This window comes from Croceimicrobium hydrocarbonivorans, assembly GCF_014524565.1.
GTDB lineage: Bacteria > Bacteroidota > Bacteroidia > Flavobacteriales > Schleiferiaceae > Croceimicrobium > Croceimicrobium hydrocarbonivorans.
In genome coordinates, this window is sequence record NZ_CP060139.1 from 2,181,095 (window position 1) to 2,207,698 (window position 26,604).

The 26,604-nt window shown below is 45.5% G+C and carries 17 protein-coding genes; 9 read left to right on the top strand and 8 right to left on the bottom strand.

The window, feature by feature from the left end:
* Nucleotides 1-106 precede the first annotated feature (106 nt).
* Together H4K34_RS09780 and H4K34_RS09785 are read right to left on the bottom strand one after the other, a co-directional pair.
* Nucleotides 107-790 (bottom strand): potassium channel family protein, encoded by a 684-nt coding sequence (locus H4K34_RS09780; protein ID WP_210757238.1) that lies wholly within the window; start codon nt 788-790, stop codon nt 107-109.
* Nucleotides 791-798: 8 nt separating this feature from the next.
* Nucleotides 799-2,541, bottom strand: coding sequence for a TrkH family potassium uptake protein (locus H4K34_RS09785; RefSeq protein WP_210757239.1), 1,743 nt, complete (start codon nt 2,539-2,541; stop codon nt 799-801).
* 184 nt (nt 2,542-2,725) lie between these two features.
* Between H4K34_RS09785 and H4K34_RS09790 the strand changes: the two genes are divergently transcribed.
* A complete protein-coding gene (locus H4K34_RS09790; RefSeq protein WP_210757240.1) occupies nt 2,726-9,175 on the top strand; it encodes a PKD domain-containing protein in 6,450 nt (2,149 codons plus the stop codon).
* A gap of 61 nt (nt 9,176-9,236) precedes the next feature.
* On the opposite strand, the gene H4K34_RS09795 is transcribed toward H4K34_RS09790, so the two are convergent.
* The 3 genes from H4K34_RS09795 to H4K34_RS09805 form a co-directional block, all read right to left on the bottom strand.
* A complete protein-coding gene (locus H4K34_RS09795) occupies nt 9,237-9,722 on the bottom strand; it encodes a nuclear transport factor 2 family protein (RefSeq protein ID WP_210757241.1) in 486 nt (161 codons plus the stop codon).
* A gap of 305 nt (nt 9,723-10,027) precedes the next feature.
* A complete protein-coding gene (locus H4K34_RS09800) occupies nt 10,028-10,315 on the bottom strand; it encodes a rhodanese-like domain-containing protein (protein WP_210757242.1) in 288 nt (95 codons plus the stop codon).
* Entirely contained in the window at nt 10,312-10,527 is a 216-nt protein-coding gene (locus tag H4K34_RS09805) for a hypothetical protein (protein WP_210757243.1), read from the bottom strand. Before H4K34_RS09805 ends, H4K34_RS09800 begins: the two co-directional genes overlap by 4 nt.
* Before the next feature lie 126 nt (nt 10,528-10,653).
* Here H4K34_RS09805 and H4K34_RS09810 point away from each other — a divergent pair, with 126 nt between their 5' ends.
* Nucleotides 10,654-12,531, top strand: a complete 1,878-nt coding sequence (locus H4K34_RS09810; protein ID WP_210757244.1) for an ATP-binding protein — start codon at nt 10,654-10,656, stop codon at nt 12,529-12,531.
* 22 nt (nt 12,532-12,553) lie between these two features.
* On the top strand, nt 12,554-13,831 hold the full coding sequence (locus H4K34_RS09815) for a PQQ-dependent sugar dehydrogenase (protein ID WP_210757245.1): 1,278 nt from the start codon (nt 12,554-12,556) through the stop codon (nt 13,829-13,831).
* Here the strand turns inward: H4K34_RS09815 and H4K34_RS09820 are convergent.
* Entirely contained in the window at nt 13,828-15,099 is a 1,272-nt protein-coding gene (locus H4K34_RS09820; protein WP_210757246.1) for an NRAMP family divalent metal transporter, read from the bottom strand. The two genes, H4K34_RS09815 and H4K34_RS09820, sit on opposite strands and share 4 nt — an antisense overlap.
* Before the next feature lie 66 nt (nt 15,100-15,165).
* On the opposite strand from H4K34_RS09820, the gene H4K34_RS09825 reads away from it, so the two are divergent.
* The 5 genes from H4K34_RS09825 to H4K34_RS09845 all read left to right on the top strand — a co-directional run bounded on the left by H4K34_RS09825 (nt 15,166) and on the right by H4K34_RS09845 (nt 21,854).
* The gene (locus H4K34_RS09825; RefSeq protein ID WP_210757247.1) at nt 15,166-16,110 is read left to right on the top strand and encodes an NAD-dependent epimerase/dehydratase family protein; all 945 of its coding nucleotides are present in this window, start codon (nt 15,166-15,168) and stop codon (nt 16,108-16,110) included.
* Nucleotides 16,111-16,299: 189 nt separating this feature from the next.
* Nucleotides 16,300-17,268 (top strand): DUF6607 family protein, encoded by a 969-nt coding sequence (locus H4K34_RS09830; RefSeq protein WP_210757248.1) that lies wholly within the window; start codon nt 16,300-16,302, stop codon nt 17,266-17,268.
* A 22-nt stretch (nt 17,269-17,290) separates the two neighbouring features.
* On the top strand, nt 17,291-18,532 hold the full coding sequence (locus tag H4K34_RS09835) for a T9SS type A sorting domain-containing protein (RefSeq protein WP_210757249.1): 1,242 nt from the start codon (nt 17,291-17,293) through the stop codon (nt 18,530-18,532).
* 59 nt (nt 18,533-18,591) lie between these two features.
* Nucleotides 18,592-20,853 (top strand): TonB-dependent receptor plug domain-containing protein, encoded by a 2,262-nt coding sequence (locus H4K34_RS09840; RefSeq protein WP_210757250.1) that lies wholly within the window; start codon nt 18,592-18,594, stop codon nt 20,851-20,853.
* The gene (locus H4K34_RS09845; protein WP_210757251.1) at nt 20,838-21,854 is read left to right on the top strand and encodes an HmuY family protein; all 1,017 of its coding nucleotides are present in this window, start codon (nt 20,838-20,840) and stop codon (nt 21,852-21,854) included. The genes H4K34_RS09840 and H4K34_RS09845 overlap by 16 nt, the downstream gene beginning before the upstream one ends.
* A 3-nt stretch (nt 21,855-21,857) precedes the next feature.
* Here the strand turns inward: H4K34_RS09845 and H4K34_RS09850 are convergent, their stop codons facing one another.
* Together H4K34_RS09850 and H4K34_RS09855 are read right to left on the bottom strand one after the other, a co-directional pair.
* Nucleotides 21,858-22,373 carry a hypothetical protein gene (locus H4K34_RS09850; protein WP_210757252.1) on the bottom strand — a complete coding sequence of 172 codons (516 nt, stop codon included), beginning with the start codon at nt 22,371-22,373 and terminating at the stop codon, nt 21,858-21,860.
* Nucleotides 22,374-22,466: 93 nt separating this feature from the next.
* Entirely contained in the window at nt 22,467-23,705 is a 1,239-nt protein-coding gene (locus H4K34_RS09855; RefSeq protein WP_246452089.1) for a metallophosphoesterase, read from the bottom strand.
* A gap of 95 nt (nt 23,706-23,800) precedes the next feature.
* Between H4K34_RS09855 and polA the strand changes: the two genes are divergently transcribed.
* Nucleotides 23,801-26,602 (top strand): DNA polymerase I, encoded by a 2,802-nt coding sequence (polA, locus tag H4K34_RS09860; protein ID WP_210757253.1) that lies wholly within the window; start codon nt 23,801-23,803, stop codon nt 26,600-26,602.
* The last annotated feature ends 2 nt before the right edge of the window (nt 26,603-26,604 follow it).

Consider the following 26,604-nt stretch of genomic DNA (forward strand, 5'->3'; position numbering starts at 1 on the left):
TTTTTTTTTTGATCGAATTGGAAATTTGATCCAGGTTTGCAACCGAATTGCAAATCCGGTCCAATAATTTGTGTAAAGGAAACCTGATTCGAATTTGTAATTCGAATCATCGTTTCAAAAAGCTTTGCAAATCCTTATTGGCACCATAAAGCACTAAGACATCACTCTCCTTGAGCTTTTGATCGGGGCTGGCGATTCCTTGACTTTTAAGTTCGGTATGATTGCGGCCTAACATGCTTTTTACCTCCGTCTCGCTCATTATCGTGAGCACCAGTAAATTGTATTTACCGCGGAACTCCACTTCACGAATGGTTTTACCTATATGGTCTTCCGGCACCTTGGCTTCGATAATGCTAAAGGTATCGCCCAGTTCAAAGGAGTCCACAACATTATTGAGGCAGAGTTTTTTGGCCCAGCGTTCGGCAGTTTCTTCCTCGGGATGCACAATTTCATCTACACCAATGGCCTCCAATACCTTTTGATGTAAAGGGTTAATGGCTCGACTGATCAATCGCTTAACCCCCAAATTTTTAAATACGGCCGAGGTCATAATATTGGCCCCTTGATCTTCACCCACCGCCACAATCACCAAATCAGTATCTTCCAGAGGTAAGCCCGCAACCGTAAATTCATCGGTAGCATCCATCTGTATGGTATGGGTAATTTGCTCTTTAAACATATCCACCTTATCCATGCGGATGTCGATACCAATTACCTCATGGCCCTGGGCGGTTAATTTTTGCGATAGGGAGGCTCCAAAATTTCCGAGTCCGGCGATAATGTATTTCATGGTTCAATCTAGTTAATCGTTATTTCCTCGGTGGGATAACGATAGTTCTTTTGTTTCACCTTCTTAAAGAAGGCTATGATTATGGTGAGCATGCTAACCCGACCCACAAACATGATGGCAATTAAAATGACTTTGCTGGGATGAGAAAGCTCGGCGGTAATTCCTAAGCTTAATCCAACAGTACTGTAAGCTGAAAAGCATTCGAAGGCAATGTCCATTAGGCTTTGATCTGAGTCGAAGGCGGAAATTAGCATCACGCCAAAGCCAATTACAATCAGCGAAAGCGAAATAATGGCAAAAGCTCGTTTTACGGTAACATCCGCAATTTCGCGACGGAAAACCTCAATGCGCGATTTACCCTTGGCCAGGCTTAGGATATTTAAAGTCGCTACGGCAAAAGTGCTGGTTTTGATACCCCCACCAGTAGAGGCGGGCGAGGCACCAATCCACATCAATAAAAAAACCATCATGGTGGTAGGGAAGAGCATGGCCGAAGTGTCGATGGAATTAAAACCGGCGGTACGGGGGGTGGTGGCACCAAAAAGGGCGGTTACAATTTTACCGATGCCATCATGTTCAGCCAAGGTATTGTTGTATTCAAGCACGTAGAAAAGCACAAAAGCCACCGCTGTGATTGTAAGGGTGGTGATGAGGGTGATGCGGCTGTTCAGGTTTAAAACCCAAGGTTTGTAGGCGATTTGCCGACGCCCGAATGAGATTAACTTCCGCAAGCGATAGCTGAAGTATTTAAAGATATTGGATACAATCGGGAAGCCTAGCCCACCTAAAACGAAGGTGAGGACAATCCAAAATTGAAGCAGATAATTGAATTTAAAACCATCCTCATAAATGCTATTGGAGAGGGTGGAAAATCCCGCATTACAGAAAGCCGAAATGGAATGAAAAACCGCAAAGAAGATTTGCTCGTATTCACTATTGAAGAAGGAACTTTCGAGGCTACTGTAAATAAGTAGACCCGAGATTAACTCGATACTCAGAGTGATGAGAATAATGTATTTGAGGGTAGAAAAAACCTCTCCCAACATTTTAGAGTTGGTGATATCTCTTAAGGCCAATTGATTTTCGTAAGTGGCGCCGCCTTTAAAGAAATAGCTGAAATAACTGGCAAAGGTTAAAATGCCCAAACCCCCAATCTGAATGAGGATGAGAAGGATGATCTGGCCAAATTCGGTAAAATAAGTACCGGTATCCACCACGATTAAACCCGTAACACAAACCGCGGAGGTAGAGGTGAAAAAGGCATCGATAAAAGAGAGGCCATCATAAGTGGCATTAGGAAGCATCAGCATAAAGCTGCCTAAAAGAATAATGATCAGAAAGCTGGCGACAAACAACTGGGCTGGATTGAGTAAGGTGCGCTTGTAGTTCATCCGCACCTCAGAAAATTCGCGTACAAAACTCAGGAACACGGCTAGTCGCAGCCAGATTGGGTTCTCCAATAATAGGTCGGTTTTAAAGGGTTCCCCAACAAAAAGGTAGAGGTAAAAAACCCAAAGGGTAAAGCCAATGGAAAGCAGATCAAAAACAAAGACCTTCCTTTTAATCAAGGATCGGTTTTGGAAATAGCGTGCGAAGGTGGCTACTACCCCAAGGGCCAGCACCAGAAAGTAAAAGCCATCCAGCAGATTTTGCGAGAGCTTATTTTGCGAAAAACCGAAATCTGAGATTAAGGCCAGAAGACCTAGGATGCTTATGAAAAGCGCAATTTTGAAGAATGTCTTCAATTTCATAATTCAAAGTACTCAAATCCCTTTGGCTTGAAATTGTTCACAGGCAAGAAATTATGAACCGAGTATTTAGCTTGGAGCAAATTGCAAATTGGATCCGGTAATGTTCATCTAATTTGCATTTCGATGAAGATGCATGCATTTAAATTAATTAGTACCTTCATAGCCAACTAATTAAACAGGCCTAATGCGGAACCTTATCACTGCTCTGCTGGCCTTAACCTGCTTTAGTGGTTTTGCACAGATCACCGCCGACTCCGCTATCGCGGTTAATGCAGTCGGGGTGCAGGATGTCAATTTTTTTCCTTCTACTACAACACAGTCTAGTTGTGCCCAAACGATTACGGTAAATCTTCCTGCGGGGAATTGGATTTATGGGGTAGATCTTTATTATACCATCAATACAGTCGGTGGATTTACGGGAATGCCTCCCGCGGGTATTTACGCTTATTTGGAATGTACAAGCACCGGAACCAATGAAGGGCAGATCTACACGGGTTCTGTTTTTACTCCGGGAGCATCAGAAAATGTGGTTCGCAGTAATCTGACTTTCTTGAATGGGCTTTATTCTGGCTATAGCCTCGACTTTAAATTACACGCATTCGACGTAGCCTTTTTTAGTAGCGGTTGCGATACCGCCGATGCGAAAATTCAGGCGGGATCTTTTAAAGTAGTAGTGCACCACGGGCCTGCCCCAACTTGTTTGAAGCCTTCTAATTTGGGTATGGATTGGGCGATGCACGATCGGGCTGCTCTCAGCTGGATCAGCGGAGGGGCCTCCAATTGGCAGATCAATTATGGCAGTCCGGGTTTTAGTGCTGGTTCCGGGACTTGGGTAAATGTCAATGCTAATCCATTTGTGTTAAGGGGATTAAGCCCCAATACCCTCTATGAATATTATGTCCGGGATAGTTGCGGCTCTGGCGATGTTAGTCTCTGGGAAGGTCCCTTCCAATTTCGAACTATTTGTAATCCCACAGTAATTAGTGGTACCTATACCGAAGGATTTGAGTCGGCCACCTGGCTACAAGGTACTGGCGGTCAAAACGCAAATAATGTTATCGATTTCTGCTGGAAGCGGGATCCGGAAGCCCCAACCGGAGGACCAGGCGGAGGTAGATTTGCCTGGGGAACTCGCCTTGGAGCAACCCCAACCGCAAATACCGGCCCGGGTGGAGCCTGGCTTGGGAGTAAATATATTTATGTAGAAGCGACTGGTGGTCAAAATCAAGATGTGGCTACCATTACTTCACCCTTAATTGATGTGAGCTCCCTAACTACACCCACTTTGGAATTTTATTTCCATCGATATGGTGCTTCGGTGGGTGGTTTAGAAGCCCAGGCCTGGAGCCAATCTACGGGATGGCTAACTGTTTGGTCTAAGTCAGGCGCTCAGGATCAGAATAGCAATTTCGATCCTTGGATAAAGGAAAGTATTACCCTCAATGCCTTTGCCAACGATACCATTAAAATTCGTTTCCGGGCGGTGCGTTCCCTTCAGCCGGAAGGCGATATGGCCATTGATGAGGTGGTCATTAAGGAAGCCCCCAACTGCCCAGATCCTTCTGCTTTTAGTTTAAATGGTCGCACCAATAGCAGTGTAACCTTAGGCTGGAACTCCGCCAATGCTACAAATTGGCAAATTGAGTACGGCCCCAATGGCTTTAGTCAAGGAGCTGGAACCCTGCAGGTGGTAAACAGTAATCCGGTAATCCTTAGTGGCCTGAGTTCAGGCACGGTCTACGATTTTTACATCCGATCCTTATGTGGGGGAGGCGATACCTCAGGCTGGATCGGGCCTATTTCGGCCATGCCGTATTGTAATGCTTTGACGGCACCCTATTCCGAAAATTTTGATGGCGGAGCTTGGACCCCTGGCACCGGAACCTATAATGGAGGAGATGCCCTGGGACCTTGCTGGTGGCGTTACCCCAATCCTGGTACCATGGCCAGTGACCCTTTGTTTTGGGGACTACGCGCCACATCTGGCTCTACACCCAATACCGGCCCTAATCAAGATCATACCGGATCCAATTTTATGTATGTCGAATCTTCGGCTGGTTTCCTGGGGCAGGTCGCTTCATTGGAGTCACCTTTAGTAGATATTAGTCCTTTGCTGAATCCCGAATTGCGTTTCTTCTATCACATGTTTGGCAATAGCATGGGCACCTTGCGGGTGGATGTGTTTAAGGCTAGTAACGGACAGTGGACCAATGGTGTATGGTCGATCAGTGGTCAGCAACAGAGCAATGCAGTAGATCCCTATTTAGAGGCCATTATTGATTTAAGTGCCTTTGCCGGAGATTCCATAATTATTCGTTTTTCGGGCCTCAAGGGGAATGAACGACGCAGCGATATGGCCATTGATTTGGTGACCATAGACGAAGCCCCGCCCTGTCCGCAACCTAGCGGATTAACAAGCTCTAATTTGGGACCTAATTCGGTGGATCTTTCCTGGACCAGCGGTGGGGCCAGCCAGTGGCAAATTATTTACGGACCCAATGGTTTTAGCATTGGCTCAGGCCTGGGAACAGTGGTGAATGCGGGCTCCAATCCCTTCACCTTACTGCTTAGCAATAGTCAGGTTTATGATATTTATGTCCGCGACAGTTGCGGCCTGGGCAATGTAAGTGCTTGGGTAGGCCCGATTACAGTTACCATGCCTTGTGGTATGGCCGTGATCCCCTGGTTCGAAAATTTTGATGGCAACGATTGGAGCCCTGGACTTCCCGGTTCCAATAATGGTAATGCAATTAGTTCCTGTTGGTCACGACCCTCTGTTAGTAATCCCAATTTTGGACCTTGGTCCGGAGGCACGGCTTCTTCCAATACCGGTCCTAATGCGGATGTTTCAGGTACGGGAAAATACCTTTATACGGAGGCCAGTGGTGCCAGTGGCCCGGGTTCCATCACTAGTCCGCAAATTTATTTGAGCCCGGTGATTGCCAATCCTACTCTTAAATTCCACTATCACTTATATGGCAGCGCTATTGACTCCCTCTATGTTGAGGTAAATAATGGCGGCGCTTGGACCTGGATTTGGGGAGTTCAGGGGCAGCAGCAAAGTTCCAATGGTTCGGCTTGGACTGAGATTCAATATGGTTTGCAGAATTATTCTGGTGATACTATTCAAATACGGTTTACCGGTGTAAATAGTGGCTTTACAGCCGATATGGCTATTGATGAGGTTTCGATTGAAGACGTGGCCTGTCCGCAGTCTAGCAATTTTGCCATCCAAGCGGTAGGAAGCAATTCGGTGGATTTATCTTGGTCCAGTGCCGGTTCTCCTGGCTTTAATATTGAATATGGTCCGGCTGGATTTAATTTGGGTTCAGGCACACAGGTTTTTACGATGACCTCTCCATTTACTTTAACCGGTTTGAGCCCGGCCACGGCCTATGATTTTTACCTTCGCGATAGTTGTGGTGCTACCAGTTATTCAGCTTGGCTGGGGCCGATTTCTGCCACTACTTTATGCCTGGCTTACACCGCTCCACATCTCGAAAACTTTGATGGCAGTTCTTGGGTAGTTGGTGTGCCCACGGCCAATAATCAGGGCAATCAAATTGATGTTTGCTGGACTCGGCCATCAGATAATAATCCCAATTTTGGCACTAATTCCGGGCCTACTGCTTCGGCCAATACCGGTCCGCTTGCGGATGTAAGTGGCAATGGTAAATATCTCTACACCGAATTCTCCGGCCTAAGTGGTTATGGCGAAATCAGCTCTCCGGAAATCTATATTCCAACTAGCATTGCCAATCCTGTTTTGCATTTCGACTACCACCTTTTTGGATCCAATATTGATAGCCTGGCGGTATTTCTGGCGAAAGATGGCAGTATGCAGTGGATTAGCGGCATAGTAGGCGCTCAGCAGAGTAGTTCGGCCGATGCCTGGAAAACCCATGGAATTGAATTAGATGCCTGGTCGGGCGATACGGTACGCATCATCTTCCGAGGCTATAGTCAAGGTTATATGGGGGACATTTCCATAGATGAGTTTAAGCTTTACGATGATCCCTGCCCTATGCCAGATAATTTTTCGGTAGGTACCATCACTAAAAATAGCATCAGCCTAAGCTGGACCAGCGGAGGTGCAAATCATTGGCAAATTGAATATGGCCCCCCTGGATTTAGTCCGGGGACTGGAACTCTGCTTTCCGTAAGCTCTAATCCTTATACGATAACGGGTTTAAATGCCAGCAGCTATTATGAGTTTTACCTGCGTGACAGTTGCAATGCCAATGATCAGAGTCTTTGGCTGGGTCCACTTTTAGGCTCCACCTTATGTGATACTTTATTGGCTCCTTATTACGAAAGTTTCGATCTGGGCTTTGACCGCGGAACCGGAGCACAAAATGCAGGAGCCAGCATATCACCCTGTTGGAACCGAAATCGAGATACCTTATTCTTTTGGGGTGGAGGCCAAGGTAATACGCCTTCTACCGGAACCGGGCCCACTGGCGACAAAACCAGTGGTAGCGGGAATTATGTATATACCGAGGCTAGTGCAGGAAGCGGAGGTGATACTGCTATTTTGGAAACCGGGTATATAGACCTCAGTGCTTTGGCTCAACCTGAGCTCCGTTTCTGGTACCATATGTACAGTCAGAATGGCCAAAACCTTTGGTTTCAATGGGAGATTTATAGCGGAGGAAGCTGGATTATTTTGGGCAGTCTAGCTGGAGATCAGGGAAATTTGTGGCAGGAACAGCGCTATGATTTATCGAGCTATCTCAATAAGACGGTGCGTTTCCGATTTGTGGTTTTAAAGGCTACGGGCGGAAGTATTTATCAATCGGATGTTGCTTTGGATGAATTGGTGGTGGATGAGAAAATAGCCTGTAACCCTTATACCATGCCTTTCCTCGAAAACTTTGATGGAGCAGCTTGGCAGGAGGGAACCGGTGGTTTGAACGATAATGATTTGATTGACCCTTGTTGGAATCGATTAACGACAAGTCAAATGCGTTGGGGAACCGGAATGGGAACAACAACTTCGGCTAATACCGGACCCAGCTCAGATTTAAGTGGCAGCGGAAATTACATCTACACCGAAGCATCGCGGGGGGCAACCAGCGCCATGATTAGCAGCCCACCCATTATTGTGGATAGCCTAATAGCCGCACCGCATATCTTTTACCATTACCATATGTATGGGGCCACCATTGTGAATATGAAGGTGGCCATTGAAAGGTCTTCCGGAACCACGATTTTGCAAACCTATACCGGCCAACAGCAGAATAGCAGTACCGCTGCCTGGATTGCGGATTCTATTGATATCACCGCCTATAAGGGCGATACAATTGTGCTGCAATTCACTGCCGAAGCAACCAGCTTTACGGGCGATATAGCATTGGATGGTATTGAGGTGCGCGATGCTATTTTACCCTGTCCCGATCCAACATCATTAACAATTACGGCTATCAGCCAAACAGACTTTAGTCTTAGTTGGAGCTCTAGCAACTCCCCTAATAGTGGCATCTTAACTTATTACGATATCGCAGCCGGTCCATCTACCATGCAGGTGATTACCGGCATTAACAGTCCATATACCCTCACGGGATTATCCGCTAACCAGAGCTATGCGATTAGTATTTACGACTCTTGTTCGGTAGGGCAATTCAGTGGAAGCTTGTTTGATACGGTGAGTACCTTGCCTTGCGATACCGTTACCGCCCTTTTTACGGCTAATCCATCTTATTTGGGCTTAACCTTAGATGGCAGCACTAGCCTAAATGCCGATACTTTGATTTGGGATTTTGGTGATGGTAGTACTTCCGGTGGAAATCCGGTTAATCATATCTATGCAAGTGCGGGGATTTATTCGGTGCAATTAATCGCCTTGAACCATTGTGGAACCAGCGATACCCTGCTCCAGTCTATTCGGATTTGTGATACGCTCCGGCCGCAGATGTCGCTAACTGTGTTTTCCGATAGTGTTCTTTTTGATGCAAGTGGATCTATGGCTAGTTCCTTCCATTGGGATTTTGGTGATGGCAGTACCGATACCAACCGAGAAAGCAATCATGTTTATGCCCAAAGTGGCACCTATACGGTACAATTAACCGTTTCCAATCTTTGCGGCGATACGGTTAGCATCAGTCAGAATGTGCAGGTTTGTGGTGCGCCTAAGGCAGATTGGACCTATACGGTGATGTCGCCAATTAATAGTGGTTTACGAATTCAATTTGATGCTTCTGCTTCCAGAAATGCCAGTACTTATGACTGGGATTTTGGCGATGGAAATACGGGGACAGGAGTAAATCCCATTCATATTTACCAAACGCCAGGGCTTTTCTATATCGTGAAATTAAAGGTGACTAATGCCTGTGGAAACAGCCATGAATGGGCCTGGGCCCTCTTTGCCATTGGCTTGGAAGAGGAAATACTCAAGGTTCCTTTGAAGGTGTATCCAAATCCGGTGAAAGACATTCTCACCCTCGATTGGGATACAGAACGGTGGAGCTTGCAGGCATTGTATTTACGAGATGCGAGTGGTCGATTGTTGATGGAGAGCCATCCGCAGCAAAGTCCTGTGGAATGGGATTTACGACATCTGCCTGCCGGAACTTATTATTTACAAGTTCAAGATCAGTATGGAGTCCATAGCCAAGCTCTGATTGTAAGGCCTTAAAAAGCAAAAGCCCCTTCCGAAATTCGAAAAGGGCTTTTAGCATTAATCAACGGGAAGAGTCTTAAACAAAGCTCCAGAAGATTTTTTCAATCTTCCAGCCATTGCCAACTTTAACTAGGGTAATCATTTCTTTCCAACGCTGGCCTTCCGGTCCGGTTACCAGCTCTACAGTTGCGTATTTATCATTTACCTCGGTAACGGTAATAACATTATTCTGACTGTCAGGGGCAATTACTTCCTGACCATTCATTAAAGTGCGCAGGTCGTCGATGGTTTGCACATTGGTTAATGAACCGTCGCGATTTAAACCTTGATTGGTAAAATTATCGCTTAGCACTTTGCGCATTTCTTCGAAATCGCGCTCGTTAAAGTTCTCGATATAGGTTTGGACCGCATATTGAGGACTGTTTTTAGGCTCGCCTTCTTCGGCTAGCTCAATACTATAAATAGGTAATTGGATTTGTTGGTCGGTGGGATTACCGCCTACATTGGCTGATGCAGGCATAATAGTCCCTGCCATCAGCAAAGCACAAAATAGTGATTTCATGATGTTTATGTTTTAGTTTCGTGCTACGAATGTAGAGGCTTCCCCCTATTGGCTCTGTTAAGAAAAACTTAAAGACCTACGAATGGAGGGAGGGAGTCGACGAATTGGGGAAAAGGGACTGTTGATGAATTTAGTCTTCGATGCTGCAAGACTCAGCAGGGCAGGCTTTTTTGGCAAAGCCTCTGGAAGTAAAATAGATAGCCGGGATCAGCATCCACCATTGCTCATCGTACCAGGCACTTCCTAAAAGAGAAATTCCGAGCCCTAAATTTAGGACCCGGATTAAAATTCGATAGAATTTTGGACTAAGCTTCACGTAAGCTCATAAAGTAGTTTACATTGAGCCAGCTGCCACCATTTACGCAGTCGAAGCCATTTCCACGTAGGAAATTTTCAGCCATACCACTGCGGTTACCACTGGCGCAAACCAAAATTAAGGGCGCTTCTAGGCCACGTAATTCATCCAGTTTGTTGTTAATCTGATCCAGTGGTATGTTGAGAGATCCCGCTACATTACCACCAGAAAACTCGAGGTGGCTACGAACATCCACCACGGTGCCCTTACCTTGGGCAATTAATTCTTGTGCATTCATTTTTTCAACTTTTTAAGGTGATCATCGATCATGCTTAATAAAAGGCCACCCATTAATGCACCGTATAAACTCGAGTTGGTAGGATCACCAGTAATGGTACATCCATCCTCACAACCCACCTGGTCATAATACATATAGCCAGCGGCTAATCCGAGCACTGCTCCCAGTAGAGTAAAGCGGAAGCGAAGAGTAAGACTTTTCAGCTTTTTCATGACGGGGCAAAATTGCACATTTCCAGCGGAATGGATGTGTGACATAGGTTCTCTAAAAAATTGAATAGTGACGAAATCCGAGTTTCTTGTTAGGACGTATATCCTTTTAACCTGACAACTCGAAACATGAACTACTCTCTCAAACCGCTGCGGATTAATCTGCAATGGCGGGCTATTCTTGGCTTTCTCCTTGTGAAAAGTTTATTGATTGCGGGTCTGGCTATTTTCTATCAGTACAGTCAAAAACGCAGCCTCTACCAGCAATTGGTTAATGAGGTTGAGATCAGTCAAATCAAGTTTAGCGAACATCGAAAGGTCTTAGCCGGCCTAGCCCAATATCCCGACCGATCGGATCTTCAAGCCTTGATGGCCCCCATTTTAGAGGCTCCTGATATTCATATTCAAAGTTCTATTGAGGAATTGCAAGTACCCCTGGCTGAAAGTGATGCGATTGTGTCCACTTATTTGAGCGCTTTCAGACATGATCATCTCAGTGCTGCGGGCTTGCGAGCTCTGAATCAGAAAGGCCAGGCCGCAGAAAATAGTTTGGCCGCTTTGCAAGCTGAGGTGAAGCAAGCGCAAATAGATTTTGAAAGCATTAATGGCCTCTGGGTTTGGATACTTTTAGGACTCTTATTTAGCGCGGCAGTAATCTCCAGCTTAATCCTAAGCCATGTGTTTAGCTCAGGCATCCGCAAGGTTTCTAAAAACCTTAGAGCTTATGTGGCTTCAGGCTTTAAGCCGGATGCGATTCAATATGAAAAATCTTCTATCCCCGAATTACATAGTTTAAATAGGGATGTTTGGCGTATGCAGCGAACCCTCGAGGAAAAGCTAAATGAGGAGTTTCAATCCAAGCAAAAGGCCCTCGATTTAGCTCAGCAAAAGGCACGTACTTTATCAGGCCTTAGCCATGAAATTCGCACGCCCTTGAACGGGATTAATGGCATGATCCATTTAATGCGCTCCACCGAATTAAATGAAGATCAGGAGGAGATGCTAGATATTGCTGAGCATTCCTCAGATCACCTCCTAGATCTGATTAATATGATTCTGGATTATTCCAAATTGGAAGCCGGGAAGGTCAAGCTGACTAAGAGCCCCTACCATCTTCATGATGAATTAAACAAGCTTTTGGAAATGTTCCGCTTTCGCGTGAGGGAGAAGAGCATCCGCATGAAATTTGAATTCCCGGAAGAATATCAAAACAAATGGATTTTATGTGATGGTCTTCGCTTGCAACAGGTCTTGATCAATCTTTTGGGTAATGCCGTAAAGTTTACAGAAGAGGGCTATATCAAATTAAAGGTGGAGCTTCTGAATTTGGAAACATCCTCACCCTTAATTTACTTTGAGGTGCGTGATACCGGAATTGGGATGAACCATGAGCAATTGCAAAGGCTCTTTCAAGATTTTGAACAAGTGCATAGCGAATCAGCCCAAACTGCCGGAGGTACCGGATTGGGTTTGGTGATCTCTAAGTCGCTAGTAGATTTGATGGGCGGCCAATTGCATGTGGAGAGTAAAGAAGATTTGGGATCGCGTTTCTATTTCAGTTTACCACTTTCCGAAACCATGGCGGTGGAACGTGAGAAGCCCCAATGGAATCAAATTCAAAGTCAGGAAGAAGGTATCTGGATTTTATTGGCAGAGGATAATCAGATAAATCAGCGGGTAGCCGAAACTATGCTGCAGAAAATGGGCTATCAGGTTATTACCGTAAACAATGGCTTGGAGGCCGTCGATGCCTTTCAAAATACGGATGTGGAGCTGATATTTATGGATATTGAAATGCCGGAAATGAATGGTTTTGAAGCGGCGGAAGTAATAATGCAGAGTGAAAAATATCAAGATCGGCCGGTGCCTATCGTGGCATTAACCGCTAATATGCGGGATGAGATTCAGACCCAAATGGAAGGAACAGCGATCCAGGATGTGATCACCAAGCCATTTAGGCCCTCAGAAATTAAAACAAAGTTGGAGCTCTTGCTCAAGGACTTGTAACTTGCGAGTCAAAATTACAGCGATGCGAATTGCCCCGAAATTAGCCTTCCTTTTATTACTTTTTCAAGCCTGCTCTTCTGGTTCGGAATCTGCGGAAAGCACTGATAATGCTGGCGGTCAGGCCGGAATTGAAGTGCCTGAAGGCTTTAAGGCCGAAGTTTATGCCGACGATTTAGGAAAGGGTCGTCACATGGCTAGTCGGGCCAATGGTGATTTATACCTGCGACTTTCCTACCCTGAAAACGGGGAGTCTATTGTCGCTTTAAGAGATTCGAATCAAGATGGTATTGTAGATCGCAAAGTGTACTTCGAAGAAATAGATGGCGGCACAGGCATTAAGGTCCACAACGGATATCTCTATTTCAGCACCGATACGCAGGTTTTTCGCCGTCGCTTTAATGGCAATGAATTAGTGCCTTCCGGCGAACGTGAACTGATCCTCACTTTGGCAGCGCAAAATCAGCATGCCGCTAAGCCCTTGGCCTTTGACGATGAGGGCAATATGTATGTGACCATCGGAGCACCTTCCAATGCTTGTCAGGATCCCAGTCGAACCAAAGGCGTGGCCGGTCAGGATCCCTGTCCCTTATTGGAAAGCAGCGGAGGTATTTGGAAGTTCAGAGCCAGTACCCCAAATCAAACCTTCGAAGACGGAGAAAACTTTGCCACTGGCATTCGTCATGCTGTTGGTATAACCTGGAATCCCAATCATTCAAAATTGTATGCCATGCAGCATGGGCGTGATCAGCTGCATGAGTTTTGGCCCGAGATTTACACTGCGAAGCAGAGTGCAGAATTACCAGGCGAGGAATTTTTACGTATTGAGGAAGGCAGTGACTTTGGCTGGCCTTATTGCTATTACGATTGGCAGAAACGGGTCAAATTATTGAATCCCGAATACGGTGGTACCGGCGATAGCATCGGGCGTTGTGGCAATGTAGATTTACCTCTTATGGGCTTTCCGGGCCATTGGGCTCCCAATGCCATTGAGTTTTACAATCAAGATCAGTTTCCAGTAAATTATAAGGGCGGTGCCTTTATCGCCTTCCATGGTAGTTGGAACCGTGCACCTTTCCCACAGGAAGGTTATCGGGTGGTGTTTGTACCCTTTAGCGGCCCAGATCCCATTAGTGGGTATCAATCTTTCGCAACTGGTTTTTCGGGTTTAAATGATCAGCCGGAATCACCTGCCTCAGCAAAATATCGCCCCTGCGGATTAGCGGTGGGTAGCAAAGGCAGTCTTTTTATTAGCGATAGTCAGGAAGGCCGAATTTGGCGAATCAGCTACGAAGGAAATTAAAAGAATAGCGCGTAAAGATAGACCAGGCTAAAGCCGCTTAGGAAAACGAGTCCGAGGCGGGAAAGCCAGCGCATTGTAATTCCAGGGCGATCCTCAGGTTTTAAACCCATTACCAGTTTATAATTGGCAAAGGCGATAATGGGCGCTACTAAAAAGCTAATCGCGGTAGCCAGATCTACTAAACTTCGTAGCGAATTTCCAAATTGATTAATAACCAGCAAGGCCCCCAAGCCTACTACAATTAGAACGATTTGGAAGGTCCGGATCCCGGAGCTTTCTTCTCCTTTGGAGTTTTGCGGACTTACTAATTGCCATACTCTTTGTGCACTTCTAGCATAGCCATCAAAGACCGCAATGCAGGTACCGAACATAATACTAAATGCGGCGGCAGAAATTACCCATCGACTCCAGTCGCCAATACTCTCGGTATATAGGTTTATGATATCCCCGGCAAAAGCTGCCGAGCCTTGTGCTAAAACTTTATCAGTGCCAAAGATGAGGTAAGCACCTAAAAGCATAAAGCAGGGTGCCAAGAGGGCGGAGATCCAATAGCCAATATTGAATTCTCGCAGGACTTCTTTTAAGCTGGATTGATAGCCGGATTCTTTACGTCGGGCTAGGGTCCAGAGGCTATTCCAGGCAGACAAATCCACTGCCGTAGGCATCCAGCCCATTAAGGCAATTAAGAAAGGAAAGGAAGGATTGCTGATCTGTAAAATAGAGGCATCAAACCATTGAAAGGGATCAGCGGCCGGACCACGACCTAAGGTGCTGAAAAATGCTAAAAGGGTAGTGGCCAGTAATACACTGCCTACGATTTTAATCAGGCGATCCAGCGCTTTATAATGCCCAATTAAAAGAATGAGCATGCAAGTGGCAAATAGCAAATAGGTGGTGACCTTTATGCTGATAATGCCCTCCAGACCAAAAAGTTGATGCAGGAAGCCGGCCGTAACTGCACCAACAGCAGCCGTTACAAAGAACATGGTGCCCAAGGTGATAAGTCCGTAGAGCAAAAGCATGCCCTTGCCTAAATCGCGGTAGCCATCAATTAAGGATTGTTGAGCGGAGGCCGCATATCGTGAACCATATTCGAAGAAGGGAAATTTGAGCACATTGGCCAGCATTACTGCCCATAAAAGCGCAAATCCATAATCGGCACCAGCGCGGGTACTCTGTACTAAGTGACTGACACCGATAGCGGTACTGGCAAAGAGTAAACCCGGTCCCAGGGTCTTGAAAAAAATCCGGAGCGATTGTGCTTTCATTGCGCTTGGAATCAAATATAGGGGACTAAAAGCGATTATATTTGCCACTCTCAAAAAAGCAGTGTAATGGCCGATAAAATTTTAGTTCTAGGTTCTTCCGGTCAAATTGGAACAGACCTCGTAGATAGCCTCCGCGAAGCTTATGGCAATGACAATGTAATTGCTTCTGACCTCAAAGCTCCATCCGCCGAAAGGCTGGCTCAAGGACCATTTGAGCAATTGGATGCCTTGGACGATAAAAAGGTTTTTGAGGTAATTAAGAAACACGGCATCAATCAGGTATATCACCTGGTAGCCATGCTTTCGGCCACTGCAGAGAAAATGCCATTAAGAGGTTGGGATCTCAATATGCGCAGCTTATTTAACTTTTTGGAACTAGCGCGCGAAGGTCATATTTCTAAAATGTACTGGCCCAGTTCTATTGCTGCCTTTGGACCTAATACTCCGGTTGAAGCTACCCCACAATACACGGTAATGGATCCAGGAACGGTTTATGGAATTAGTAAACTGGCCGGTGAATTATGGTGCGATTATTACCATAAAAAATACGGTTGTGATTTGCGTGGATTGCGCTATCCTGGTTTGATTTCTTGGAAAACGGAACCCGGCGGTGGAACTACCGATTATGCAGTAGATATTTTCCATAAAGCAGCAAAGGGAGAGGACTATCATTGCTTTCTTTCAGAGAATCGTCGTCTCCCCATGATGTACATGCCCGATGCCATTAAGGCTACCATAGGGATTATGGAAGCACCAGCAGAGCAGGTGAAGATTCGTACTTCCTATAATGTGGGTGCCTTTAGTTTTACTCCTCGTGAATTGAGCGCTTTAATTGAAAAGGAAGTACCCGGATTCCAGACCTTTTACGATGCGGTAGATTCTCGTGATGCTATTGCCGCAGGCTGGCCACAGAGCATCGACGATCAAAGAGCGAAGCAAGATTGGGGCTGGCAGCCCGACTTTAGCTTGGAGGCTATGGTAAAGGATATGCTTGCAAATCTAAAGGCCTGATTTAGACCTTTTTTCAGGATTCATTTGGCCATCCGGAGCATTCGTTCTGGAGGGCTACGTCTTTTTAAGCTGTTAATATTCAACATCTTAAAAGTTAATTTAAATTTAATCTAAATAAACTTTGTTAAGACTTCTTCGGTTTTTAGTTTTGCCGGCTCAGAACTTATAATCAGTCTAAATAAAAATAAAATGAAGAAGTTTTACGCTGCTCTGCTTACAGCTTGTACTTCGCTGGGAACTCTTTCAGCGCAAGCTCCGGAAGAAGAAAAAGGCTACATCAAAGAGATGTGTGGCTGCTATGAAGTTGAATTCAAGTATGCCGAAACCTTTTCGGATGCCACAGATTACCAATTGCACGATCCCTATTCTTCCAAAGGATTGGAATGGATTTTTGTAGATGAAGAAGATTCTACGCATTTGGTGTTACAGCATCTGCTGATCGTCGCGGGTGGTGAGCGCGTAATTAAGCACTGGCGCCAGGATTGGTTTTACGAAAACCTAGTTATGCTTCAGTACCAAAAGAATTTGGAGTGGAAGAAAACCGAGATTACGGCAAAAGAAGCGAAAGGTACCTGGACCCAAAAGGTATATCAGGTAGATGATAGTCCCCGCTACGAAGGTTATGCCACCTGGATTGACGTGGATGGCAAATTATACTGGGAATCTCAGGTTGCGGCTCCCTTACCTCGCCGTGAATTCACCAAGCGCGATGACTACAATGTTATGTTGCGCAATAACAAGCATAAAATCACCAAAACCGGTCATGTTCATGAATTGGATAATGCCAAGGTAATCCGCACTGCCGAAGGGGATAGCATTCTGGTTTGGGAAAAGGGCATGAACTCTTATTTCAAAGTAGAAGATAGTCGTTGTGAAGCGGCTCAAATCTGGTGGGAGGCTAACAAAACGTACTGGCGCGATGTACGCATGGTATGGGACAATATCCTTAGCGAGCAAGATTATATCAACCTGGAGTATATGGTAGATGATCAGAAATTATGGCAACGTCTTTTTGACCTTGGCGATGAGATGATGGCCAAGAAAAAATACCGCTCCGAGAAAGCTCAAAAGGAAGTGCGCGCAATCATCGAAAGCTACCTGAGCGCCAATCCTAGCCCTTGGGTTAGTGCTGAGACTGAAGCCGAGAAGGCTTATTAATTCATTCCAAGAAAACACCATCATGACTAAATATATAACTACACTCTTCTTAGGCTTGGGCTCGCTCTTTTTAGGAGCACAAAGCTTTGATACAACGGGGATGACCCAGTGGGCACAACGCTATAATTCCTATGAAACCTGGATGCAAGGTGCATTTGATGCTTACCGCGATACCAGTGATATGACCGATTTTGGTTGGGGGAATTACAGTATTACCAGCCACTTGATTGAGGGCGACAGTATTTACATCCTTAAAACTGTGAGCGGCCAGTACAAAGCGATTTCGATCGATAATCTGGCTTCGGGAGTTTACTCCATTACTTACAGCGATCTGGATGGAAGCAATCAAGTTTCTAAATCATTGGATCGTGACCCTTATGAAGATCGTAATTTCTTCTACTATTCCATCGACCATGATCAAATCAAGGATTTGGAACCTAATACAGCAGATTGGGATATCATCTTTACCAAGTACCCAATTATGTTCCCAGGCTTCGGAGCTTATCCGGTAGCGGGAGTATTGCACAATCGTGGAGTAGAAAGCGCTCGTATCGAAAGTCAAACTGCAGGAACAGCGCAATTATCCGATACCCTGAGCTTCCCATTTTCAGCTTCTATCGCCAGCATTGGCTACGATTGGAAAGACGCCTTTGCCGGAGTGGTTTTCGATACCCTGACTTATTTTGTGAAAGACCAGAATGGTCAGATCAATGAGCTCGAATTTGTAAACTACGGTGGTAGCGCCAATGGAAATATGAGCTTCACTGTAAACGGAGTTTTGGATAGCATTAGCCTCGGTGCAGGTAATGATGGACAGGTGTATTACAGCTTGAACAATCGTGCTGAAGTAGCTCAAAACACTGACCTCGACTGGGATATCGCTTTATTCGCTCAGAGTAGCTTTGCCGCGGTTCCGGTACGCATTAATGATATCGGTGGAGCGGAGCTTTATGTGTATCCTCATAAAGATATCATGCATTGGACCAGCATTGGTATTGAAGAAAATCCCATGCAATTGCTATCCGTGTGGCCAAATCCTGCCAAGGATCATTTAAACCTGGCATTGAGTACCGAGGCTAGTCAAAATATTAGCCTGCGTGTATTCTCAATGGAAGGTCGCTTGGTAAAGCAAGAGAACTTAAGTGTACAACCTGGAATTAGCGAGCAGCGCATCGATTTAAGTGCTGTTCCTGCTGGAATGTACCAGGTTCAAATTGAAGGTGAAAATTACAGAGCTCAAAGCCGTATTCTGATTCAACCTTAGTTTATTCGATATTAAATTTTGGAACCGTTGGCCCTGGCTGGCGGTTCCTTTTTCAGCTTATGGAAAAGCGCTTTTGGCTTTGGTTTATTGGTCTGCTAAGTTTCACAGCTCAGGCGCAGGAAAAATCCTTCCTGACCCTTTTAGATGCGCATACAGCTCAGGTAGTGGAAGGTGCCCATGTTACTTTGATTTGGAAGGGCGACAGCTTAAACACCGTTTCTGATGCTCAAGGCCGCGTTGAGCTCATAGCTCAGAACTTGCTTTGGATTAAGGTTAGACACCTTTCCTACGAATCCTATAAACAAGCTCATCCTAAAGCGGGCAGCCTGCACTTTTTAAATCCGGAAAGAGGGCAATTGGAAGAAGTAGTGGTAACCGGTCAAAATGGCCCTACTCTGAGCCGAAATGCGGTCCGTCAAGTTAGGATTATCGACGCTCAAAGAATCCAAAGTCAGGCGGCAGTAAACTTAAAAGATCTACTAAGTCAGGATCTTAATTTCCGCATTAGTGAAGATGCGGTATTAGGTAGCCAAATTAGCCTGCAAGGTATGAGCGGCGCTAAAGTGAAAATCTTGATCGATGGCGTACCCGTTATCGGTCGAATGGATGGCAATATCGACCTCAGTCAGATAAATCTCAATGCCATCGAAAGAGTAGAGATTGTAGAAGGTCCCATGGCGGTTACCTATGGCACCGATGCCGTGGCCGGAACGATTAATTTGATCACCAAGCAATCGCAAAGACGAAAGTGGCAAACTACTGCCAATGCTTATATGGAATCTGTTGGTCGCTATAATACCGATGCTTCCTTGCAGTGGGCCCTGACTGCTCAAAATCAGTTGAGCTTAAGTTTGGGGCGTAATTATTTTCAGGGCTACGACCCCGATGGGCAGGCCCGGGATTTACAATGGAATCCCAAAGAACAATACTTTGGGAGCTTGCAGTTTAAACATCGCCAAGGGAATTCACTTTGGCGCTATCGCTTGGATGCCTTTCAGGAGACAGTGAAAAACAAAGGGGCCATTGGTTCCTTCGACTCGCTTTTAGTACCTGTTGATACTGGTGCCTGGAAATACCCTCGGGCCCTGGATGATGAATACCTTACTACTCGCCTTAATCACTCCCTTTATTATCATTACTACCCGGAGCAAGGTGGTCGGTGGAAGGGCTTTTTAGCCTATAATTATTTTCGTCGTGAAAAATTCAGTCGCATTCGCAATTTGCATTTGGGAACAGAGCAGCTATTCCCGGGAGCGGATGCCCAGGATACCAGCATCTTTCGAATGATTAGCTCCCGCTTGATGTACCATCGGAAATGGGCCACTAAGCTGGATTATCAATTGGGCTATGATTTTAGCTGGGAGTTCAATTCTGGCGAACGTATTGAAGGGGAGGTACAAGATATTTTAGATGCGGCACTTTTTGCTGCTGCCGAGTATAAGCCTTGGTCAGTTTTAAGCTTAAAGCCCGGTTTGCGCTATGCCTATAACAGCCGATTTGCTGCGCCGCTCATTGCCTCCATGGCCCTGCGTTGGGAGCTGCATCCTTCTTGGATTCTGCGTGCATCCTATGGCAAAGGCTTTCGGGCGCCCAGCCTTAAGGAGCTTTATTTCCTCTTTGTAGATGAAAACCATAATATTTTAGGGAATGCGGATTTAAAGGCAGAAACCAGTCATAATTACCAATTAGGGCTGAGCTATCATTATGATAAAGCCGATTGGCATTGGCAAACAGAGGCGCGTTTCTTCTTTAATGACCTTCGCGATGAGATTCGCTTAATCGCCATTCTTTCACCAACGGATACCGAACCCCGTGGTTTGTACCGCAATGAGAATGTAGCTCGCAGTCAGAGTGCCGGCTTAAACTGGAACTGGCGATTGGCGAAGGGGGGCTGGAGCACAGAACTAGGGATGGCCTGGATTGGTCTTAAGAATGAGTATGCTTTTAGCGATCCGGCGGCCGATCAATTCAATTTTTATCCGCAATATCGCTGGAGCATTTCCTATCAATTTGCCAGGTGGAAATTAAAGCCCGCCCTCTTTATGAATTATACCGGAGAACGGAAAGACCTGGCCTTGGATTCGGAAGGGAATCTCAATACGCGCCAATACAGTGATTATACTTTGGCGGATTTCAGCCTACAGAAAACTTTTTGGCAAGAGCGCATTACCCTTAGCGCTGGTATAAAGAACTTATTCGATGTAGGCAATATCGCGGTAAGCGGAACGGGTGGTGGGGGTACCCATAGTACTGCTGCAGGCAGTCTGCCTATAAATTACGGACGAACTTATTTTCTGCGTTGTCAATGGAAACTCGATTAAAAGCATTTTTTGCCGCAGTTCTGCTCTTTTCTCTCGTGGCTTGTGAGCCGGAGGAAGAATTGCGACCCGGACTTTTTGTGAGCGATCAAATTGGTCAGATGGATATGGTTTCGGCTGATGGCATCGATTACCAATATGAGGCATATTTTGATTTGAGTAGCAATAGCATGAAGGCTAAAAACCGGCGCGATGCTTGGGATTTGGCTTTTTCGGCCGATCCGCAAAACCCCAATATCTATGTGAACTCAGCGCAGTTTATGCGCGTGGCGGCCACCGGAACTCTGAATTTTGACTCTGTTTATACGGCCACTGACTTCGACTTTGAATTTGAAAGAGTCTATCGTTTTTATCAGCGTGGCTGGATGTGCGAAGCCTTGAAGGATCCCAAAGGGCAGGTGTTTTTAATTGATCGTGGACAGGATTTGCAGGGTCGTAAGCGCGGATATTTCAAGCTACAAATTCAAGCCTATTCAAATGGTACCTATCAATTGCGCTTTGCCAATTTGGATGGAGCCAATTCGCAGTTGCTCAATGTGGAAACCCAAGCAGATTATAATTATCAGTTTCTCAGCTTGGCGAATCCAGATAGCTTATTGAGCTTGGAGCCTCCCAAGGATGAATGGGACCTGCATGTATGCAAGTATATGGAGCGCCTTTGGGATGGTAGCGACACCTTAGATTATTCGGTAACCGGCGTATTGATCAATTCAAAATCCGCTCTGGCTTATCGCGATACTTTATTGAGTGCTGATTCTACCTTGAGTTTTGGCGATATCCAGGCTAGCGATATTCAACATCATCAGCTCAAGCCTAAAACGGAAGCCATTGGCCATGAATGGAAGTACTACGATCTGGATGAAGGTACCTATCTGGTTCGCAATCGTTGGATCTACTTTATCGAAGATGCAGAAGGCACCATTTATCGCTTGCGCTTTATTGGCTTCTATGGTGCCGAAGGACAAAAAGGTAATGTGAGCTTTGAGTATTTGCCTTTGGAGTAATGCCTACTTCTTCGTTAAATACACATCCAGTAATAGATCTACCGTTCCAAAGGTAGTGTCGTTCTGATAGCGGGTGGTGGCTATTAAACTGGTCTCCGTTTTATTACTGATATTATAGGTCATAGGACCATAAGAAGGATCGTCGATAATAAACTGGGTGTCGCTAGTATAAGTTACATCACCATCGCCTCCCACATTAATGGGCACCGGTAAAGTTTGACCAAAGAGATTAATTTCCATGGTGCTACTCACTTGATAATCCACGGTTTTATTACGAGCGGCAAAATTGTAGCTACCTGAAGTATTGGTACCCGTACCGGCTAAAGGAATAGTTCCCAAAACACCAGATTGCAAGGAGCCATTATAATTGGCCTGAGTTACTTCAAACTCACCATTGAGAAAAGCGGCTAATCCGGTTAAGGGTGCTTGACTGCTGCTGCCATCATCTTTCTTGCGACAAGCAACAAAAGCCAAACTCAAAACCAATACTGCAATAATGCCAATGTTTTTCATACTCATAGGGATCAGAACTCAAATGTATTTATTTCCATCAGAAGCTGATCAAGCACCTAAATACAATTTTTAAAAATAGGACTCTTGCAGGGGAAGGTCTCAGGCGTTGGCTTCACCTTTTCGTAACTCCAATACGGTAATTTCAGGCCAAATACCTACCCTTCCGGGGAAGGCCAGGAAACCAAAACCACGATTTACATAGAGGTAGCGACCGGCATCTTCATAGAGGCCCGCCCATTTTGGGTAGCGGTATTTCACCGGACTCCAGCGGAAGACCCCCGGAATCTCAATTCCGAATTGCATACCATGGGTATGACCACTTAAGGTGAGGGACATTTTCTTAGGGTGCTTTTTCACTACTTCATCAAAATGGGAGGGATCATGCGACATTAGGATGTGAAATTCCTGTTCTGAAGTGTCTTGCAGGGCCAGTTCCAAGTCGCCATGCTGGGCAAAACCCTTACCCCAGTTTTCAACTCCTACCAGGCGGATACGCTCCCCATCCTTTTCGATCACGCGATTTTCATTGCGAAGTAAATCAAAGCCAATATCAGCATGGGTCCGATAGAGCTTTTGCATATTAGCCGCTTTAGCTTCCGCGGAAGGCCAGTTTACATAATCGCCATAATCGTGATTTCCCAGAATAGAGTATTTACCCATGGGTGCATTTAAAGTGGAGAAAACCTCTTTCCAGGGCTCCATTTCATCTGCCACATTATTAACCAAATCTCCGGTGAATAGAATGAGGTCACTTCGCTGCTGGTTGATGAGGTTTATCCCATAGGCAATCTTTTCAGGATTATCGAAACTACCGCTATGCACATCCGAGATCTGCGTCAGGCGGAAGCCGTCAAAGGCATCCGGTAAATCCGGAAAGAAGAGGGTCTTCTTAATAACCCGATAATTGTATTTGCCTTTAAAGATGCCGTGTAAGATCCCGGCAAAAGGGATGGCGGCTAGGGCAAGCGCCATTTGACTTACAAATTTTCGGCGCGAGGGCATAAACGGACCGCCTTCGCTGGAGCTGATAATCTTGCCGCTAATGCCCACAATTATGCGTACAATATCCTCCAGAAGGAGTGGTGCGCTAATAATTAATTTGGGTACAAAGAGCAGCACAAAGCTGCCCATGAAAATTTTGAAAAGGGGATGTTGCGGCCCGGCAGAACGATCGAAATTGATGATCACCAAAACCAGCAGAACCAAAAAGGCAATAGAGAGACCCCAGTATAAATAACGCCCCCAAACTTGATCTTTAGTAAGGGTTCGCACCGCCTGATAGGCGTAAATATCAACCACGCTCATGAGGAGCACGGGGATTAAAATTCGAAAGAGCACAATATAAATTTTTAGGTCTAACCCTTCAAAATGAAAAAAGATCAGGGTCTTGATTGAATAATGCTAATTTAGGGCGTCTTAAAAGATTTTTCCAAATGTCTGATTCTAAGCCTACCCTCTATTTACTGGATGCCTATGCCTTGATTTACCGGGCCTATTTTGCCTTTGTAAACAATCCCCGCATCAGCTCTAAGGGTTTGGATACCTCTGCAATCTTCGGTTTTACCGTTACCCTGCTCGAGATTCTCGAAAAGAAAAATCCATCGCATATCGCCATTGTTTACGATACCGCACAACCTACCGTACGCCATATTGAATATCCTGAGTACAAAGCACAACGCGATGAAACTCCGGAAGGTATTAAAGTGGCCTTTCCTTATATCCGTCAGGTAGCGGAGGCTTTTCGTATTCCCTTTTTAGGGGTTGATGGCTATGAGGCTGATGATGTTATTGGCACCCTAGCTAAGCAAGCCGAAGAAAAGGGTTATGAGGTGTATATGATGACACCCGATAAGGATTTCGGACAATTGGTCTCGGAAAACATCTTTATGTACCGTCCCGGTCGCAGTGGAAACCCTCCCGAAATATGGGGCGTGCCCGAAGTATGTGAGAAGTTTGATATTGATACTGTCGATCAGATTGTTGACTACCTCGGCATGATGGGCGATGCAGTAGATAATATTCCGGGTATCCCAGGGGTTGGCCCCAAAACCGCTTCCAAGCTTTTGAAGCAGTATGGAAGTATGGAAGGTATGTATGAGCATGCCGATGAAATCAAAGGGAAATTAGGGGAGAAGATTCGCGATAATCAGGAGCAGGCCTTGCTTTCGAAAAAGTTAGCCCGCATTATTATTGATGTGCCGATCGAATTTCATGAAGGCGATTTCAAGAAAGATCCGGCGGATGAAGAGCTCATCAAGGAGCTTTTTAGTGAATTGGAATTTCGTACTCTTTCCAAAAGGGTTTTAGGTGAAAGCATCAGCCCTAGCGCATCAGCCCCAAAGGCAAAAGCGAAAGCGGATAGCAGTGGTCAAACCGATTTGTTCGCCCAGGTGCCCACCGAACAACCTGAGTCGGATGCAGGTGATGGTCCTCGGAATTTATCCAATACGGAACATTTGTACCAATTAGTAACACATCCCAAAGAGCGGAAGGAATTGCTAGCCAATCTGCTTAAGCAAACAGCAGTATGTTTTGATACCGAAACTACTTCCATTGATGTGCGGGAAGCCGAACTGGTGGGATTAGCCCTGAGCTATCAACCTGGCTTTGCCTATTATGTGCATCTGCCGGAAGGCGAACAACAAGCAATTATAGATGAGTTTCGACCCTTCTTTGAGAACGAAGAAATTGAGAAGATTGGTCAGAATTTGAAATACGATATTTCCGTTTTATCCAATTACAATATTGAGGTGAAAGGCCCCATTTTCGATACCATGTTGGCGCATTATCTCATTAATCCGGATATGCGTCATAATATGGATATCATGGCCGAAACCTATTTGGCTTATGAAACCCAATCGATCGAAGAGTTGATCGGGAAGAAGGGTAAGAATCAGAAGACCATGCGCCAGGTGGAGCCCGAGAAGGTGGCCGAATATGCCGGTGAGGATGCGGATATTACCCTGCAATTAGCCGCAATTTTTAAGGAGAAATTGGGTGATGATTCTACGGCCAAAGTATTAAAGGATATCGAAACGCCTTTGGTAAAGGTGCTTTCTCATATGGAGATGGAAGGCATAAACCTGGATCGGGAAGCACTTAAAAAACTCTCGGATGAATTAGCGGAAGATATCCTCCGTTTGGATAAGGAGATTCACGATTTGGCCGGCAATAGCGAGTTTAATATTGCTTCTCCCAAGCAATTGGGCGATGTGCTCTTTGCCGAAATGAAATTGCTGGATAAGCCTAAGAAAACAAAATCCGGACAGTATTCTACTTCGGAAGATATCCTGCAGGAATTGGCCGGGGAGCATGAGATAGCCCAGAAGATTTTGGATTATCGTCAGAGTGTAAAACTGAAAAGCACCTATGTAGATGCGCTGCCCGAAATGGTGAGTCCGATAACCCATCGCTTGCATACCAGCTTTAATCAGGCGGTGGCGGCTACCGGTCGATTGAGTAGCAATAATCCCAATTTGCAAAATATTCCTATCCGCACCGAAAGAGGTAAAGAGGTTCGTAAGGCCTTTATTCCTCGTGATGACAATCATGTGATTTTAGCGGCGGATTACAGTCAGATAGAACTGCGCTTAATAGCCGAATTGAGTGAGGAGAAAACCATGATGGAGGCTTTCATCAATGGGGAAGACATTCATGCGGCTACGGCGGCCAAAGTCTTTGGGGTATCCCTGGAGGATGTTACTCGCGAAATGCGAAGTAATGCCAAAACGGTGAATTTCGGAATCATCTATGGTGTAAGTGCCTTTGGCTTAAGTCAGCAAACCAGTTTAAGTCGCGGCGAAGCTTCGGATATTATTAAATCCTATTTCCGCACTTATCCCGGCATTCAGGATTATATCGAATCTCAAAAGGAATTGGCGCGTCAGCAAGGATATGTAGAAACCATGCTGGGTCGTCGTCGCTATTTAAAGGATATCAATAGTCGTAATGCGGTGGTGCGTGGTCATGCGGAACGCAATGCGGTAAATGCACCGATTCAAGGATCTGCGGCGGATATCATCAAAATCGCCATGATTAAGATTGATGCTGCTTTAAAAGACTACAAAACCCGCATGCTCTTGCAGGTGCATGATGAATTGGTATTTGATGCGCCTAAGGAAGAGCTGGAAACGGTGACGCCCATTATCACCGACTTAATGCAAAATGCCATCGAAACCAAAGTGCCATTGGTGGTGGAAAGCGGATATGGTGCCAATTGGTTGGAGGCACATTAAAT

Bases quoted from the DNA above. Each gene is read 5' to 3' on its own strand.
- H4K34_RS09780 (WP_210757238.1), bottom strand. From the start codon at position 790: ATGAAATACATTATCGCCGGACTCGGAAATTTTGGAGCCTCCCTATCG.
- H4K34_RS09785 (WP_210757239.1), bottom strand. From the start codon at position 2,541: ATGAAATTGAAGACATTCTTCAAAATTGCGCTTTTCATAAGCATCCTA.
- H4K34_RS09790 (WP_210757240.1), top strand. From the start codon at position 2,726: ATGCGGAACCTTATCACTGCTCTGCTGGCCTTAACCTGCTTTAGTGGT.
- H4K34_RS09795 (WP_210757241.1), bottom strand. From the start codon at position 9,722: ATGAAATCACTATTTTGTGCTTTGCTGATGGCAGGGACTATTATGCCT.
- H4K34_RS09800 (WP_210757242.1), bottom strand. From the start codon at position 10,315: ATGAATGCACAAGAATTAATTGCCCAAGGTAAGGGCACCGTGGTGGAT.
- H4K34_RS09805 (WP_210757243.1), bottom strand. From the start codon at position 10,527: ATGAAAAAGCTGAAAAGTCTTACTCTTCGCTTCCGCTTTACTCTACTG.
- H4K34_RS09810 (WP_210757244.1), top strand. From the start codon at position 10,654: ATGAACTACTCTCTCAAACCGCTGCGGATTAATCTGCAATGGCGGGCT.
- H4K34_RS09815 (WP_210757245.1), top strand. From the start codon at position 12,554: ATGCGAATTGCCCCGAAATTAGCCTTCCTTTTATTACTTTTTCAAGCC.
- H4K34_RS09820 (WP_210757246.1), bottom strand. From the start codon at position 15,099: ATGAAAGCACAATCGCTCCGGATTTTTTTCAAGACCCTGGGACCGGGT.
- H4K34_RS09825 (WP_210757247.1), top strand. From the start codon at position 15,166: ATGGCCGATAAAATTTTAGTTCTAGGTTCTTCCGGTCAAATTGGAACA.
- H4K34_RS09830 (WP_210757248.1), top strand. From the start codon at position 16,300: ATGAAGAAGTTTTACGCTGCTCTGCTTACAGCTTGTACTTCGCTGGGA.
- H4K34_RS09835 (WP_210757249.1), top strand. From the start codon at position 17,291: ATGACTAAATATATAACTACACTCTTCTTAGGCTTGGGCTCGCTCTTT.
- H4K34_RS09840 (WP_210757250.1), top strand. From the start codon at position 18,592: ATGGAAAAGCGCTTTTGGCTTTGGTTTATTGGTCTGCTAAGTTTCACA.
- H4K34_RS09845 (WP_210757251.1), top strand. From the start codon at position 20,838: ATGGAAACTCGATTAAAAGCATTTTTTGCCGCAGTTCTGCTCTTTTCT.
- H4K34_RS09850 (WP_210757252.1), bottom strand. From the start codon at position 22,373: ATGAGTATGAAAAACATTGGCATTATTGCAGTATTGGTTTTGAGTTTG.
- polA (WP_210757253.1), top strand. From the start codon at position 23,801: ATGTCTGATTCTAAGCCTACCCTCTATTTACTGGATGCCTATGCCTTG.